At 66.9% G+C, this 16,154-nt stretch carries 13 protein-coding genes; 6 read left to right on the top strand and 7 right to left on the bottom strand.

From position 1 onward, the window contains the following. The first annotated feature begins 3 nt into the window (after positions 1-3). The 5 genes from LDB29_RS10100 to LDB29_RS10080 all read left to right on the top strand — a co-directional run bounded on the left by LDB29_RS10100 (position 4) and on the right by LDB29_RS10080 (position 8,972). Positions 4-2,067, top strand: coding sequence for an autotransporter assembly complex family protein (locus LDB29_RS10100; protein WP_025548885.1), 2,064 nt, complete (start codon positions 4-6; stop codon positions 2,065-2,067). Further along, positions 2,067-6,248 (top strand): translocation/assembly module TamB domain-containing protein, encoded by a 4,182-nt coding sequence (locus tag LDB29_RS10095; protein ID WP_025548886.1) that lies wholly within the window; start codon positions 2,067-2,069, stop codon positions 6,246-6,248. The genes LDB29_RS10100 and LDB29_RS10095 overlap by 1 nt, the downstream gene beginning before the upstream one ends. A gap of 2 nt (positions 6,249-6,250) precedes the next feature. Continuing rightward, positions 6,251-7,645: an L-serine ammonia-lyase gene (locus LDB29_RS10090; RefSeq protein WP_025548888.1), complete on the top strand. Its 1,395-nt coding sequence runs from the start codon at positions 6,251-6,253 to the stop codon at positions 7,643-7,645. Positions 7,646-7,817: 172 nt separating this feature from the next. Beyond that, positions 7,818-8,471: an outer membrane protein gene (locus LDB29_RS10085; protein WP_025548890.1), complete on the top strand. Its 654-nt coding sequence runs from the start codon at positions 7,818-7,820 to the stop codon at positions 8,469-8,471. A 93-nt stretch (positions 8,472-8,564) separates the two neighbouring features. Beyond that, on the top strand, positions 8,565-8,972 hold the full coding sequence (locus tag LDB29_RS10080) for a thioesterase family protein (RefSeq protein WP_025548891.1): 408 nt from the start codon (positions 8,565-8,567) through the stop codon (positions 8,970-8,972). A 23-nt stretch (positions 8,973-8,995) separates the two neighbouring features. Here LDB29_RS10080 and pyrF read toward each other — a convergent pair whose 3' ends face one another. The 7 genes from pyrF to LDB29_RS10045 are packed head-to-tail and all read right to left on the bottom strand — an operon-like array spanning position 8,996 to position 15,111. Continuing rightward, positions 8,996-9,670 carry an orotidine-5'-phosphate decarboxylase gene (gene pyrF, locus LDB29_RS10075; RefSeq protein ID WP_025548893.1) on the bottom strand — a complete coding sequence of 225 codons (675 nt, stop codon included), beginning with the start codon at positions 9,668-9,670 and terminating at the stop codon, positions 8,996-8,998. Then, positions 9,667-10,002: a lipopolysaccharide assembly protein LapA domain-containing protein gene (locus tag LDB29_RS10070; protein ID WP_025548894.1), complete on the bottom strand. Its 336-nt coding sequence runs from the start codon at positions 10,000-10,002 to the stop codon at positions 9,667-9,669. Before LDB29_RS10070 ends, pyrF begins: the two co-directional genes overlap by 4 nt. A 30-nt stretch (positions 10,003-10,032) precedes the next feature. Continuing rightward, the gene (locus LDB29_RS10065) at positions 10,033-10,905 is read right to left on the bottom strand and encodes an aldose 1-epimerase (protein WP_025548896.1); all 873 of its coding nucleotides are present in this window, start codon (positions 10,903-10,905) and stop codon (positions 10,033-10,035) included. Between the two features lie 14 nt (positions 10,906-10,919). Then, positions 10,920-12,332: a sugar porter family MFS transporter gene (locus LDB29_RS10060; protein ID WP_025548897.1), complete on the bottom strand. Its 1,413-nt coding sequence runs from the start codon at positions 12,330-12,332 to the stop codon at positions 10,920-10,922. A 22-nt stretch (positions 12,333-12,354) separates the two neighbouring features. Continuing rightward, positions 12,355-13,227 carry an SMP-30/gluconolactonase/LRE family protein gene (locus LDB29_RS10055; RefSeq protein WP_025548899.1) on the bottom strand — a complete coding sequence of 291 codons (873 nt, stop codon included), beginning with the start codon at positions 13,225-13,227 and terminating at the stop codon, positions 12,355-12,357. A gap of 4 nt (positions 13,228-13,231) precedes the next feature. Then, positions 13,232-13,990: an SDR family NAD(P)-dependent oxidoreductase gene (locus LDB29_RS10050; protein ID WP_025548900.1), complete on the bottom strand. Its 759-nt coding sequence runs from the start codon at positions 13,988-13,990 to the stop codon at positions 13,232-13,234. Next, positions 13,987-15,111: a fumarylacetoacetate hydrolase family protein gene (locus tag LDB29_RS10045; protein WP_025548902.1), complete on the bottom strand. Its 1,125-nt coding sequence runs from the start codon at positions 15,109-15,111 to the stop codon at positions 13,987-13,989. The genes LDB29_RS10050 and LDB29_RS10045 overlap by 4 nt, the downstream gene beginning before the upstream one ends. A gap of 138 nt (positions 15,112-15,249) precedes the next feature. Here LDB29_RS10045 and LDB29_RS10040 point away from each other — a divergent pair, with 138 nt between their 5' ends. Continuing rightward, complete coding sequence (locus LDB29_RS10040) at positions 15,250-16,152, top strand: Ku protein (protein WP_025548903.1); 903 nt, start codon at positions 15,250-15,252, stop codon at positions 16,150-16,152. Positions 16,153-16,154: the final 2 nt, after the last annotated feature.

Genomic DNA, 16,154 nt, shown 5'->3' with positions numbered 1-16,154 from the left:
GCTATGAATACCGGTTTGCGGACCTGCCGCCGCATTTCAGGCCTGCCGCAAGCTGCTCTTCTCGTGCCGCTGCTTCTGCTCGCGCCTGTCGCTCATGCGCAGGCGGCGGCGCAGGCCGGCGCCCAGCCGGTTCCCGATCAGCCCGATCTGGATCCCAATCTGGCCCCCATGCCCGACATCGGCGTCGACTGGCCGGACATGGGACAGCCCGACATCGTCACGCCCATGGTCGAACTGCCGCCCCAGTCTTCCGACGTGCCGCAGCAGGCGGTCGCGCCCGAAGCGGCGGAGGAACAGGCTGAGGAGGCCGTCACCTTTGCGGATACGGGCGCGGATGCGGGTGAGGAGCGCCGCTACACCGTCGCGATGACCGGCGTGGAGGAGATTGCCGACGCCCAGTTCACCACCCGCTTCAACGAACTGTCGGTGCTGCATCAGGGCGAGGGGAAGCCCGCAAATCTCGCCCAGATCAACCGCCGGATCAAGGAGGACAGCGACCTGCTCGACCGGTTGCTGCGCGCCAAGGGCTATTATGCCGCGCGCATTCGCGGCGCCGTGACGCCGCCGGCGGCGGGCGGCGACAGGCTGGCGGTCACCTTCCGGATCGTGCCGGGCGCGCGCTATCTGCTGTCGTCCGTCGACCTGAAGGGCCTGGAGAACACCGGCGAGCGCGAACCGGAATTACGGTCCGCCTTTCCGCCCAAGGCGGGCGATCCGGTCGATGCCGACGCCATCCTCGCCGGCCAGCAATCCCTGGCCGTCGCGCTGCTCGAGAACGGATTTCCCTTCGGCAAGGTCGAGGAACCGGAAGTCCGCATCGACCATGAGGAGCGCAAGGGCGATCTGGACATCGTCGTCAATCCCGGCGCCTACCGCACCTTCGGCAGGATCGTCATGGCCAATGATGCGCTGTTCAGCGCCCGCCATGTCCAGCGCATCGCCCGCTTCCGTCCCGGCGACACCTATATGGCATCTGATGTCGAAGATCTGCGGCAGGCGCTGATCGCCACCGGGCTCGTTTCATCCCTGACCATGACCCCCAGGGATGCGGGAGACGGCGAGCATGTCGACCTGGCCATCGACGCCCGCCCGGCGCCGCTGCGCACCATAGCGGGCGAACTGGGCTATGGCACCGGGGAGGGTTATCGCGCAGAGGTGAGCTGGGCGCACCGCAATTTCTTCCCGCCGGAAGGGGCGGTGACTGTGCGCGGGGTGATCGGCACGCAGGAGCAGACGGCGTCCTTCACCTATCGCCGCAACAATTTCCGCCGTCGCGACAATGTGCTGACGGGCCTGCTCTCCGTCAGCAACATCAAGCGGGACGCCTATGACGCGCGCACCATAACCCTGTCGGGCGCGCTGGAGCGGCAGACCAACATATTGTTCCAGAAGAAATGGGTCTGGCGCATCGGCGGCGAACTGATCGCGTCGGACGAAGCGGATGCGTTCAGCAACGGCAGCCGGCGCACCTTCCTGATCGGCGCCATTCCATTGAGCCTCACCTATGACGGCAGCGACGACCTGCTGAACCCCAGCCGGGGGTTCCGCCTGGGCGGCCGGCTCAGCCCCGAACTGTCCTTCCAGAACAGCACCTTCGGCTATGCCCGCGTGCAGCTTGACGGCAGCGTCTATCAGCCGATGAACGACCGGATCGTGCTCGCGGCCCGTGCGCGTTTCGGCACCATATTGGGGTCCACGGTCGACCGGATCGCGCCCTCGCGGCGCTTCTATGCCGGCGGCGGCGCTTCGGTGCGCGGCTATGGCTATCAGGCGATCGGCCCGCGCTACGGCCCGAACGACGATCCGGTCGGCGGCAAGAGCCTGGCGGAATTCTCGCTGGAATCGCGCATCCGCTTCGGCAATTTCGGCGTCGTGCCCTTTGTCGACGCCGGCAACATCTCGACCAGTTTCCTGCCGCGCTTCCGCGACCTGCGCATCGGCGCGGGGCTGGGCGTGCGCTATTACAGCAGCTTCGGCCCGATCCGCATCGATGTCGGCACGCCGCTCAATCCGCAGTCGGGCGATCCGAAGATCGCCGTCTATGTCTCGCTGGGGCAGGCCTTCTGATGGCGGGGGAGACGCCCGCCGCGCCGCCGCCGCCGCGCCGCCGCCGCGCCTGGGACGGCCGCTGGCAGCGTTGGGTCGCCGGCATTCTCGCCACGCTGCTGCTGATCGCCGCCGGCGCGCTGGCCTGGCTCGACACCGTGCCGGGCCATCGCTTCCTCGTCTCCCGCATTGCGAAGATCAGTCCGCCTTCGGGCCTGCGCATCCATGTCGACCGGATCGACGGCAGCATCTACCGCAAGGCCGTTCTCCATGGCCTGACCCTGTCCGATCCCAAGGGCGCGTTCCTTGACGCCCCGCGCGTGGAGCTGGACTGGTGGCCCTTCGCCTGGCTCTCCAACCGGCTTGATATAGACCGCCTGGTCATTCCGCAGGCGACGCTGCACAAGCTGCCCAAGCTCAACCCCAGCGAGCGGGAGGGGCCGATCCTTCCCGGCTTCGACATCCGGCTGATGCAATTTTCGGTCGGGCGCCTCATCATCGAGCGGGGCATCACGGGCAAGGTGCAGCAGGCGACGCTTTCCGGCGATGCGGACATTCGCGGCGGCCGCGCCATTATCGATCTTTCCGCCCGGGTGTTGAACGGAGAGGATGCGCTCAACATCGCGCTCGACAGCCGGCCCGACGATGACAAGTTCGACCTCGACGTCACGGTGAACGCACCCAGGGGCGGCGTCCTGGGAATCATGGCCGGGTTGAAGCAGGACGCCAATCTCCGCATCCAGGGGCAGGGAAGCTGGACCCGCTGGAACGGCCGCCTGGCGGGCACGCTGGACAGCGAACCCGCCATAGACCTGAAGCTGGCGGCCCGCAGCGGCACCTATACGGCCGCCGGCACCGTCGAGGGAGCCGCCATGGCGGGACAGGGCCTCGTCCAGCGCCTTTCCGCGCCGCGCCTCGCCATCCAGGCGAGCGGATTGATGGCCGACCGGGTGATCGACGGCAAGCTGTCGCTCCGCTCCGCCGCGATCGACCTCAGCGCGGACGGCGCCATCGACCTGCGCAACAATGCGCTCGACAATCTGCTGGTCGATGTGAAGCTCGCCCGCCCGCAGGCTTTGCTCAAGTCGATGGGCGGCCGGGATATTGCGGCGCGCATCCGGCTGGATGGCTCGCTCTCGGCCTTCGGCTATGAATATCTGCTCACTGCCAGGCAACTCGCCTTTGGCAAGACCGTGATTCACGATGTCCGCGCCGACGGCAAGGGACGCAGGGCGAAGGGCGGCCCGGCGCTGATCCCCGTCCATCTGCGCGCCCGGCGCCTCGACGGCCAGGGCCCGCTGGTAGAGGGGATCATCCGCAATTTCGACCTGAACGGCGTGTTGCAGCTCAGGAACCAGCAGGTCGTCAGCAATCCGATGACGGTGCGGTCCGACAAGCTGCGCGGCAGGCTGCTTTTCCTCGCCGACCTGAAATCGGGGCGTTACGACATCGGCCTGGACGGCCAGATCAGCGGCTTGGCCATTCGCGGCCTTGGCATCGTCGACCTGACGTCGAAGCTGCGCGCCGTGCCCGGCCCCCGTGGCGCCTTCACCTTGAGCGGCAATGCGATGGCGCGGATGCGGCGGCTGGACAACAGCTTCCTGCGGTCGCTGGGCGGCGGCCTTCCGGTGTTGCGCAGCGGCCTGTCGCTCGGACCGGACGGGCAGCTTCAGTTCACTGGCCTCCGCCTGGAGGCGCCGCTGCTGACGCTCTCGGCCAAGGGCTATCGCCGCCGCGACGGCACGTTCCATTTCGAAGGCAACGGCCAGCATGGAAGCTATGGTCCGCTGCGCCTGATCCTGGACGGCAGGATCGACCGTCCGACCGTCGATGTCGTGCTGCAGAGCCCGCTGAAGGCGCTTGGCGTCACTGACATGCACGCCCATCTGGTTCCCGATGCGGCGGGTTACGCCTTCACGGCGGAGGGGGGATCGACGCTCGGTCCCTTCACCGGCAACGGCGCGATCCTGCTGCCGCCCGGCGGCCAGGCGATCGTCCGCATTGCCCGCGTGGCCGCATCGGGCGTCAGCGCCAGCGGCGACCTGCGCCCGGTGACCGGCGGGCTGGACGGCGTGCTGAACGTCAGCGGCCCTGTGACCGGCACCGTCGCCTTTGCCCCTGTAAACGGCGTTCAGCAGCTGAAGCTCGCCCTCACCGCCACCGACGCCAGTTTCGACGGTCCGACCAGCATCGCCGTGCGCCGGGGCAGGCTGGATGCCACGATCCTGCTCGACCCTTCCGGCACGACGATCGGCGCCACGGCGCAGGCGCGAGGCCTGCGCATCGGTGCGATCCAGATCGGCCGCCTTGCGGCCAATGCCGATCTGGTCGACGGCAGCGGCAAGGTGACGGCCAGCCTATCCGGCCAGCGCGGCCGCCTCTTCGACCTCAGCGGGGAGGCGCAGGTCACGCCCGACCGCATCCAGCTTCAGGCTGGCGGCACCATCGACAAGCGGCCGATCAAGCTCAATCGCCCCGCCATATTCACCCGCACCCAGGACGGCTGGCGCCTGGACCCCGCATCGATAGGCTTTGCGGGCGGATCGCTCCAGCTTGGCGGCGAACTCAGCGGCCAGACCACCAGCATAGAGGCGCGGCTGCAGAAACTGCCGCTTTCGCTGCTGGACATCGCCTATGACGATCTGGGCCTTGGCGGCACGGCGACCGGCTCGCTCAGCTATGTGCATACGCGCGGCGGCATGCCGACGGGGAAGGCCGAACTGCGCGTGCGCGGCCTTTCCCGCTCCGGCCTGTCGCTGAGTTCCCGTCCCGTGGATGCGGGCGTCAACGCGGTCCTCAGCCATGACCGTCTGGCCACCCGCATGATCTTCGTCGCGAACGGCCAGACCATCGGCCGGGCGCAGGCGCTGCTCATGCCGCTCGGCACCGAAGGCACTCTGGTGGAGCGGCTCAACCGCGCGTCCCTGTTCGCGCAGCTTCGCTACAATGGCACCGCCGACACGCTCTGGCGCCTGACGGGGGTGGAGATCGTGGACATATCCGGCCCGGTCAGCGTCACCGCCGACGCGCGCGGCACGCTGGGCGACCCCGTCATCGCGGGGTCTCTCGCGACGGACAATGCCGCGATCAACAGCCCCGTCACGGGCATGCGGCTGCACGGCGTCAAGGCGCGGGGCCGCTTCTCCGGCGCGCAGCTCGTCATGACCGGCTTCAGCGCCGCCGCGCAAAATGGCGGCACGGTCACCGGGACGGGCAGCTTCACCTTCAACGGCATAGCGGGGGTCGGCATGGACCTGCGCCTCCAGGCGGAGAATGCCGCGCTCCTCGAACGGGACGACATCGCCGCCACCGTCACCGGCCCGATCACCATCGCCTCCACCGGCAAGGGCGGCACCATCGGCGGCGACCTGATCCTCAACCGCAGCCGCTTCACCATGGGGCGCGCCGCCGCCGTGGCGCAGATTCCCGAACTGCGCGTGATCGAGATCAACCGTCGCGGCGACGAGATAGAGCGGCCCCGCACCAGCATTCCCTGGGACCTTGCGATCAAGGCGCGCGCCCGCAACCGCCTGACCGTCACGGGCCTTGGCCTTGAGAGCGAGTGGCGCGCCAATCTGGACATCGGCGGCACGGTCACGAGCCCGGCCATTGCGGGCACCGCCGATCTCGTTCGCGGAACCTATGACTTTGCCGGCCGCCGCTTCGACCTCAAGGAAGGCAAGATCCAGTTCGACGGCCGCACCCCCGTCAACCCGACGCTCGACATCGATGCGGAAGCGGATGTCAGCGACCTCACCGCCACCATTCATGTCGGCGGCACGGGCCTCAAGCCCGTGATCAGCTTCACCAGCGTGCCCGCGCTGCCGCAGGACGAACTGCTGTCCCGCATCCTCTTCGGCACGTCGATCACCAACCTGTCCGCGCCCGAAGCGCTGCAACTCGCCTCGGCCGTGGGTTCGCTTCAGGGGCAGGGCGGCCTCGACCCGATCAACGCCGTGCGCAAGGCGGCAGGGCTCGACCGGCTGCGCATCATCGCCGCCGATCCGACGCAGGGGCAGGGCACCTCCATCGCGGCGGGCAAATATCTGACCCGCAAGACCTATGTGGAACTGATCACCGACGGGCAGGGCTATTCCGCGACCCGCATCGAATATCAGGTCACGCGCTGGCTCTCGCTGCTCGGCGCCATCTCCACCCTTGGCCGCGAAAGCGCCAACGTCCGTGTCTCAAAGGATTATTGAACGTGACCAAATCCCGCATCGATGCGGCCGCCGCGATCAGCGTGATGGACCTGTTCACCATCGGCATCGGGCCGTCCAGTTCGCACACGGTCGGGCCGATGCGCGCCGCGCTGATGTTCATGGACTCGCTGCCCGCCATCCCGGCCCGCGTGCAATGCGAACTCTATGGATCGCTCGCCCTCACGGGCAGGGGCCACGCTACCGACATGGCGATCCTGCTCGGCCTCTCCGGCCAGCGTCCCGACAGCGTCGATCCCGACGCCATTGCCGGCATCCTCGCCACCATCCGCAGCGAGCGCCGCATCCGTGCGGGCAGCGTGGAGGACCGCTTCCTTCCCTTCGACGAAACGACCGACCTCCTCTTCCGCATGGGAGAGTTTCTGGAGGCGCACAGCAACGGCATGCGCTTTTCAGCCTGGTTCGACGGGCAGGAGGAGCCGCTGGTCCGCGATTATTATTCGGTCGGCGGCGGCGCGGTCCTGCCGGGCGCGGAGGCGATCGCCGCCGACGCGCCGCTCGGCCATAATGTCGTCCAGCCCTATCCCTTCTCCTCCGGCGCGGAAATGCTGGCGCTGGGGGAGAGCACCGGCCTCAGCATCGCCACGCTGGTCCTGCGCAACGAGGGGGCCTGGCGCGCGCCGCGGGAAACCGAAGCCTTCCTCGACAGCGTGATCGACGCGATGAGCGCATCCATCGATCGCGGCCTGAAGGAAGAGGGATTGCTGCCCGGCGGGCTGAAGGTCCGGCGCCGCGCCCGCGCCATCCATAACCGGCTGGTCCTCCAGCAAAATGCCCTCGGCCCGGCGCAGATCTTCGAATGGGTCAGCCTCTTCGCGCTGGCGGTGAATGAGGAAAATGCCGCCGGCGGGCGCGTCGTCACCGCTCCGACCAACGGGGCGGCGGGCGTCATCCCCGCCGTATTGCATTATTATCGCCGCTTCGTCCCCGGCGCCGACCGGGAGGGGGAGCGCCGCTTCCTGTTGACCGCGGCGGCCATGGGCTTCCTCTACAAGAAGCGCGCCTCCATCTCAGCCGCCGAAATGGGCTGCCAGGGGGAGGTGGGCGTCGCCTGCTCCATGGCTGCCGCAGGTCTTGCCGCCGTGTTGGGCGGCACCAACCAGCAGGTCGAAAATGCCGCGGAGATCGGCATGGAGCATAATCTCGGCCTCACCTGCGATCCCATCGGCGGGCTGGTGCAGATCCCTTGTATCGAGCGCAACACCATGGGCGCCGTGAAGGCGATCAACGCGGCCTATCTCGCGCTCCAGAGCGATGGCCGCCACATCGTCAGCCTGGACGCGGTCATAGAAACCATGCGCCAGACCGGCGAGGACATGGCGAGCCGCTACAAGGAAACGAGCCTTGGCGGACTGGCCGTCAATGTCGTGGAATGTTGATCAACTCACCGCCTGCACGCCTCAGCTACGCGGCGAACCGAGCTGGTTCTGTGGCATAAAGGACACAAATTCAGTTGTTTATCTCAGGTTCATGCAACCTCCAGGGACTTCCATGACTTCACCGTCTCCCCGGCTGACAGGGGATTGAGAAGATAAAGTGGAGTACCCGAATATGCGTAAGATCCTGGCCGCAACCCTCCTGACCGGTGCAGCGGTCGCAAGCCCCGCTCTGGCGCAGGACGTCAATCCTACCTTCACCGGCCCGCGCGTTGAGGCGATACTGGGCTACGACCATACCGGTGCCGGCAGCAGCGTGGACAATGACAATGGCCGCGACGACCAGTCGATCGATGGCCTGCTCTACGGCGTGGGCGCCGGCTATGACGTGAACCTTGGCAGCGCGGTCGTCGGTGTCGAGGGCGAATATACCGACTCCACCTCGAAGAGCGGCCGATCGGACCCCACCGACCAGTTCGGCTTCGGCCGCGTCAAGCAGGGCCGCGACCTCTATATCGGTGCGCGGGCGGGCATATTGGCCAGCCCGAACACGCTGGTCTATGTGAAGGGCGGCTACACCAACACGAAGCTGGACGTGCTGGCCGGCAACACCAATGTCGAAACCGACACCAATTTCAAGCTGGACGGCTGGCGCATCGGTGCGGGCGTGGAGCGCGCCATCAACGCCAATACCTTCGCCAAGCTCGAATATCGCTATTCCAAATATGAGGATGCGCATATCGACTTCGCCAACGGCACGACGACCGACGAATTCGGCATCGACACCGACCGGCACCAGATCGTCGCGAGCCTGGGCTGGCGCTTCTGACGGGAGGGAGGGGCCGGTCGTTCCGGCCCCTTCGCCCCACGGCATGGCGCGCCGTCCTGTCGCCCTGCCTTCGAACCTGCTATGACGCTGCCCGTGCACAACGCCATTCCCCATCTTTATCCCGTCGGCATAGAGCCGGACGACATCGACTTCATGGGTCATGTCAACAATGCGAGCTATCTGAAATGGGTTCAGGCGGCCGTACTCGACCATTGGCGGGCGCTCGCTCCCACCGAGGCGGTCGCCCAGCATCTATGGGTCGCGCTCAAGCATGAGATCACCTATCGCAAGCCGACCTTCCTCAACGACGACGTCATCGCGACCGTCCTGCTGGAAAAGGTGCAGGGCGCGCGCGCCTTCTACGAAACGGTGATCCGCCGTGGCGAGGAAGTGCTGGCGGAGGTGAAGTCGAGCTGGTGCTGCCTCGACGCCTCCACGCTGCGTCCGGCGCGCCTGGCGCGGGAGGTGATCCAGCATTTCTTCGCGCCGGACGGAACGTGACGTTTCGACCCTGAACGGGCCGCCTAAAGCGTCGCCTCTATCTCCCGCGCTGCAATATCCGGCTTTTCCGCCAGGCTGATCGGCCGTCCGACCACCAGGATCGAGGCGCCCCGGTCCAGCGCCTCGCGCGGCGTCACCGCGCGCTTCTGGTCGCCCATCGCGCCGCCTGCCGGCCGCACGCCCGGAACCACGAAGAACCCGTCAGGCCACGCCTTCTTCGCCAGCGCGACCTCCTCGCCGGAGCAGACGATCCCGTCCAGCCCCGCGCTGCGCGCCAGATCGGCCAGTCGCGCCACCTGATCCTCGGCCTTGCCGCCCACGCCGATGTCGAGCAGGTCGCCATCGTCCAGGCTGGTCAGCACGGTCACGGCGACCACCCGGGTCTTGGCCCCTGCCGCCGCCTTCGCGTCCTCCAGCATGGCGCGCCCGCCGGCGGCATGGACGGTCAGGATCGCAGGCTCCAGCACATGCAGCGCCTGCACCGCCTTGGCGACCGTGTTGGGAATGTCGTGCAGCTTCAGATCGAGGAAGATCGGCAGGCCGAACTTCATCATCTCATGCACGCCATGATGGCCGTGGGCGCAGAAGAATTCGAGGCCCAGCTTCAGCCCGCCCACATGATGACGCACCTGCTGCGCAAGGTCCTGGGCCTTGCGCAGGTCGGGCGTATCGATGGCGACATAGATGGGGCTGGTCATGCTGGTCCTGTGGTGGAGAGGGTAGGGGTCGCGGCCTTGTTGTCCGCGACGGCGAGGGATGGAGGGGCGGAAGGCGAGGGGGCGGCGGTCGCCGCGACGAGCGCGCGCTCGGTGCTCTCCAGCTTGCGCTTCATGCGCCAGCGGGTTGCCCGCGCCATGATCCAGAAGGGCAGCGCACCCAGCAAATAGGCGCCGATCAGCAGGACCGGCAGTTTCGTTTCCATGACCAGGTCGCCCCAGAGATTCACTTCTACGCGCGTGTAATTGGCGACGCAGAATAGCGCGAGGGCGACGGCGATGACGACCCAGAAGGCAGTCCGCAGAAATTGCATCAACGCTCCTATAGCTGCTGAGCGGGCAGCTTAGGCGATTTTGTCGCGCTGCGGAAGCGCTTCGTCGGACGGAGGGAAGGCGATGCGCAGGGAAAGCGTCTTTTCCGCGCCCGGTTCGATGCTGTCCATGCCCGCCGGACGATTGACGGCATCGGGCATGTGGGTGACAGGTTCCAGGCAGAAATCCGGGGAAAGGGGCGGGCGATAGACATGGAACCATGACGCGCCCACGGCGCTGAGCACGACCCGCGTCCCATCCCCTCGCCGGACGGTGGCGCTGCCGTCCCAGCCGCCATAGGCATTGTCGATCAGGCTGTTTCCCCGCACCCGCGCGCCCGCCGACCAGTCGCCGAGCGCATCCGCCGCCACCTGCCGCACGGGCAGCATGTCGGCTGTCGCAAGCCACAGCCGGTCCGCCCGGAACTGGAGCGACGTGTCTTCGTCCGCCTGGAAATAGGGGTGGAAGCCAAGGCCCGCTGGCATGGCCTCATCGCTGATGTTGCGCAGCGTCAGGCTCATTTCGATGGCATGGTCGGACAGGGTGAAATGCTGCTGCGCTTCATAGGCCCATGGCCAGCCGCCATCGCCGTCATATCGGTGCGTGAGGTGCGCGCTGTCCTGCGCCGCCGCCGCGACGCTCCATGCCGAGGTCCAGCCGATGCCGTGGAGGCTGTGCGGATGGTCGCCGAAGTTGAGCGGCATCCGCACGTCGCGCCCTGCGAAACGAAAGCGGCCATGGGCGATCCGGTTGGTATACGGCACCAATGGGAAGCTCGCCATCTGCAACGGATCGCTGCTGTCGACCGGAGCGGTCCGCAATATGTCCGTCCCCGCGAAGCGAAGCGCCGCCAGCGATCCGCCGACGGTGGGGGCGAGTACGGCTTCCACCGCGCCCGCCTTCAAGGCGATCAGGCCGCTCAGCCGACCATGTCCTCAAGCTCGCGGCCTTTCGTCTCATGCACCAGGGCGCGAACGAAGAAGAAGGAGACGGCGGCGAAGAAGGCATAGCCGGTATAGGTGATCGCCAGGCCGGGCGAGACCGCCAGCGCCGGGAAGCTGACGGAGATCAGCGCATTGGCGATCCACTGCGCGAAGCCGGACACGGCAAGCCCCGATCCCCGGATCTGGTTCGGGAACATCTCGCCCAGCATCACCCACATGATCGGACCCCAGCTCATGTTGAAGAAGATCACGTAGAGATTGGCGGCCACCAGCGCGATCACGCCGTTATTGCCGGGCAGCGATACGGCGCCGTCGGCCGCCGTGACCGCCGTGGAGAAGGCATAGGCGACGGTCGCCAGCGTCACCGCCATGCCCGCCGATCCGATCAGCAGCAGCGGCTTGCGCCCGATCCGGTCGACCAGCGCGATGGTGGCAAGGCAGGCGCCGATCGACAGCACGCCCGACAGGATGTTGGTCTGGAGCGCATAATCCTCCGAAAAGCCGACCGCTTCCCACAGGGTAGCGCCATAATAGAAGACGACGTTGATGCCGACGAGCTGCTGGAACACGGCCAGGCCGATGCCGGTCCAGACGATGGGCCGGATCTTGCCGCTGGCCTTGTCGATCAGGTCGCTGAGCTTGGGCCGGTGATGATCGGCGGCCAGACTGTTGCGGATTTCGACCACCTTGCGCGATGCGGCTTCGGCGCCGAACAGGCGGGTGAGCACGGCCTGGGCGCGCTCCTCCTGCCCGCGCGCCACCAGATAGCGGGGGCTTTCCGGGATCACCAGCAGCGCCAGGAAGTAGATCGCGGCCGGAATGGCCTGGAGCCAGAACATCCAGCGCCAGGCGGGAAAGCCCAGCCACAGCTGCGCCGTCGATCCGCCGGCATAGCGCGCCAGCACGAAATTGGCGACGAACGCGCCGGTCAGGCCGGAGATGATCATCACCTGCTGCACGCTGGAGAGACGGCCGCGCACCGCCGCCGGAGTGACTTCGGAAATATAGACCGGGGAGATCACGCTCGCCGCGCCGACCCCAAGGCCGCCGACGATGCGCGCGACGATGAAGATGACGGACGATCCCGCCGCCCCCGCCAATATCGCGCTGACGAGGAACAGCGCGGCCGACAGCATCATCACCCCGCGCCGTCCGATCAGGTCGGCCATGCGCCCGGCCAGGAACGCGCCGATGGAGGAGCCCACCAGGATGGCGCCGACATTGACGCCGATGCCCAGCTTGCCGAGGTCGAAGGCGCTTTCCAGCCCCTTTTGCGTGCCGTTGATGACGCCGCTGTCATAACCGAACATGAACCCGCCGATGGTCGCCACGGCGACGATGGCGGCGATGAAGGCCATATTGACCTTATCGGCACTCCCTTCGGACATTCCTGCTCCTCCGATTTATATTCTAGATGGCTGCAATATAGGATGTTTGCCCGCGCGCGCCGGGATCGAAAGCGAAAAGATCACCGGCACAGGGCTGCGCGAGAAGCTGGTCCCTCGTCAAGCCCTTGCGTGCGGTGGTGGCATAGGCGGTCGACAGGTCCGGTCCGCCAAAGGCGATCTTGGTGACATTGGCGACGGGAAAGCGGACCTCCGTCATCAGCCCGCCCGCCGGATCGTACCGCCGCGCGGCCCAGCCGGCGAACAGCCCGGTCCACAGGCAGCCTTCCGCATCGACGGTCGGTCCATCGGGATAGCCGGCGCCATCCTCGATCTCCGCGAACAGCGCCGTATCATGCAGCGTGCCGTCCGCCGCGATCCGCGTGCGCCAGATCCGCCTGCCCAGCGTGTCGGTGTGATAGAGCAGCGTGCCGTCCGGCGAGACGGCAGGGCCATTGGTGATCGAGACCGGAGGCAGACCGCTTTCAGTCAGCCGGCCCTGGTGCAGCCTGTAGAAGCGCCCGCTATCGGCCTCCTCCCCATCGTCCATCGACCCGAACCAGAGGCCGCCCGCCGGATCGACAGTGGCGTCGTTCAACCGGTTGCCGGGCCGGTCGGCCTCCGGCGCGTGCAGCAGCGTGAAGCCGGCGGCATCGGGATCGAACCGGTGCACGCCGGACTGGAGCCCGACGGCGAACGATCCGTCCTGCGCCGGAACGATCCAGCCGACCTGGCCCGGCGCGTCCCAACTGCGCGCGACGCCCAGATCAGGGTCGAAGCGGTGGATGCGCTTCTCCTTGATGTCGACGAACCAGAGCGCTGCATCCCGCGCCACCCAGACGGGCCCTTCGCCCAGGGTCGCGCCGACGCTGAGGACGCTTTCCGGAACCGGGGCCATGGCCTCAGCGCCAGCCCGCATCGATGAAATAATCATGCCCCGTGCACATGCGCGCGTCGTCGGACGCCAGGAACATGGCCAGCGCGGCCACGTCCGCCGGCATGATCCGCCCGTCCAGGCATTGCGCGGCGACGATCTCCGCCTCGCCTTCGGGCGTGTACCATTTCATCTGGCGCGGCGTCTTCACATTGCCGGGAATGATGGTGTTGACGCGGATATTGTCGCGCCCCAGATCGCGGGCCAGGCTGCGCGTCAGCCCCTCGATCGCCGCCTTGGCGGTCTGGTACAGCACCAGATCGGGCAGGGCGAGGTGCCAGCTTATCGACCCGAAGTTCAGGATCACTCCGCCGCCCGCGCGCTTCATCGCCGGGGCCACCGCCTGCGCCGCGAAGAAGAGGTGGCGCAGGTTCACCGCCATGCGCTCGTCCCAATAGGCGGGCGTGACATCCTCGATGCCGTGGCGGTCGTCATTGGCCGCATTGTTGATCAATATGTCGACGCCGCCAAGCTGCGCTTCCACCGTGGCGATCATGGCCTGCACGGCTTCGATGTCCCTGAGGTCGCAGGGGTGGAAGACGGGCGCGAAATCCGCGTCCTTCAGCCGTTCCGCGACCGCCCGGCCTTCTTCCTGCGCAATGTCGCAAAAGGCGACCTTGGCTCCCTGCGCGGCAAAGGCTTCGACCAGCCCTTCACCGATTCCGCTGCCGCCGCCGCTGATGAAGACGCGCTTGCCCTTCAGGCTGGGATAGATGGCGCCGCTCATGCGAGCAGGCCCCGCTTGGCGAGATTGGCCATCAACGCGGCAAGTCCGAATTTCCACGGCGCCGCCTGCTTCGACGTCACGACCCGGTTCACCAGCCGTCCCAGGCGCGGGGTGGAGATGGCGACGATGTCGCCCACCTTGTGGGTGAAGCCGCGTCCCGGTTCGTCGCGATCCTGGACGGGTGCGAACAGCGTGCCCAGGAACAGGGCCAGGCCGTCGGGATATTGATGCTCGGAAAGCGTCTGACGCACCAGTTCCAGCGGATCGCGGCTGATCTGGTTCATGCTGCTGGTGCCTTCCAGCCTGTAGCCTTCCGGGCCGTCGATGGTGAGTTCGACCACGGCGTTGCGCACGTCATCGATGGTGAAATCATTGTCGAACAGCCGGACGAGCGGCCCCAGCGAACAGGATGCATTATTGTCCTTGGCCTTGCCCAGCAGCAGGGCGGAACGACCCTCCAGATCGCGCAGATTGACGTCGTTGCCCAACGTCGCGCCGACGGTCCGGCCGCCGGCATCGACGATCAGCACGATCTCCGGCTCCGGATTATTCCAGTTGGAATCGGAACGGATGCCGATCTCCGCGCCCGCGCCCACCGTCGAGAGCACCGGCGCCTTGGTGAACACCTCCGCATCCGGGCCGATGGCGACCTCCAGATATTGCGACCAGAGCCCGTCTTCGATCAGCGCCTGCTTGAGCGCCGCCGCCTCGGCCGAACCCGGCACGACGGCGCGGATCGACCCGCCGACCCGCTCCTCAAGCCGCGCCCGGATTTCCGCCGCCGCGCCTGCTTCGCCGCGCGCCTGTTCCTCGATCACCCGTTCGATGGCGGAAAAGGCGAAGGTCACGCCGCAGGCCTTGACGCATTGCAGGTCGACCGGGCTCAGCAGCGGCAGGTCCAGCCTATCCAGCGCGCCCAGCGCCACGCCATTGGCGGTCCTTGCGGCAGGCAGCATTTCGACCAGTTGCGCGACAGTGGGGGCAACGCGGCTCATGTCATAGGCGATGCCGCCTTCGACCAATATGGGGGTTGGGCCATCCGCCGTTTCCACGCGGCCAAGGAACAGGCCAGACCGCCAGTCGGCGGGAAGGCAATCGAGCAAAGTGGAGACCCCCGGCATCATCGACTCCTAAGAACGTCCGTTATTGATAGCGCTACCACCACGACTGGCGGTCGAAGTCAAGGGTGCTGGGAGTCGTAGCCGCGGAACCGCCCCATCGCCCGCGCATTTCCTCCTGAAAAAGGAGGCAGCACGCTCATGGCCGCTCGCGCATATTGGCAGGGGCAGATTCGTCTGGCGCTGGTATCCATTCCGGTGGAGATCTATGCCGCCACCAAGTCCGGCGCGCAGATCGCCTTCCACCAGATACACCAGCCCAGCGGCAAGCGCGTCCGTTATGAAAAGACCGTTCCGGGCTTGGGTCCGGTCGATCCGGAGGACATCGTCAAGGGCTATGAGCTGTCCAAGGGCGACTATGTGCTGCTTCAGCCCGATGAGATCGACGCGGTGAAGCTGGAGAGCAAGAAGACGCTCGAACTCACCCAGTTCGTCGACGCCAGCGAGATCGATGTCCTCTATTATGAGCGGCCCTATTATGTCGTGCCCGCCGACGACCTGGCGGAGGAAGCCTTCATCGTCCTGCGGGAGGCGCTGCGGCGGACGAAGAAGGTCGGGCTGGGCCAGCTTGCCATGCGGGGCCGGGAATATATCGTCTCGCTGAAGCCTTGCGGCCGGGGCATGGTTCTGGAAACGCTGCGCTATGCCGATGAGGTGAACCGCGCCCAGAGCTATTTCCGCGACATAGAGGATGCAAAGCCCGATGCGGAGCTGCTCGACCTTGCCGAGACGCTGATCGAGAAGAAGACCGCGCCGTTCAAGCCCGACAGCTTCCACGACCGCTATGTGGACGCGCTGGAAAGGCTGATCGAAAAGAAGAAGAAGTCGAAGGGCCGCCGCGTCATAGAGGAGGAAGAGGAGGGCGCGGCTCCGCGCGGCAGCAATGTGATCGACCTGATGGCGGCGCTCAAGAAGTCGGTCGGTTCCGGCGCGGCTTCTTCCGCCGCGAAACCGGCGGCGAAGAAGGCGCCTGCCGCCAAGGCGCCCGCCAAGGCCACGACGCGAAAGACCCCCGCCAAGCCGGCCAGCCGAAAACGGGCCTGACC

The organism is Sphingobium sp. CFD-2 (assembly GCF_024611135.1).
Classification (GTDB): Bacteria; Pseudomonadota; Alphaproteobacteria; order Sphingomonadales; family Sphingomonadaceae; genus Sphingobium; species Sphingobium fuliginis.
Note: the sequence above shows the minus strand (reverse complement) of the source record. Positions and strands in the feature narration are given on the sequence as shown.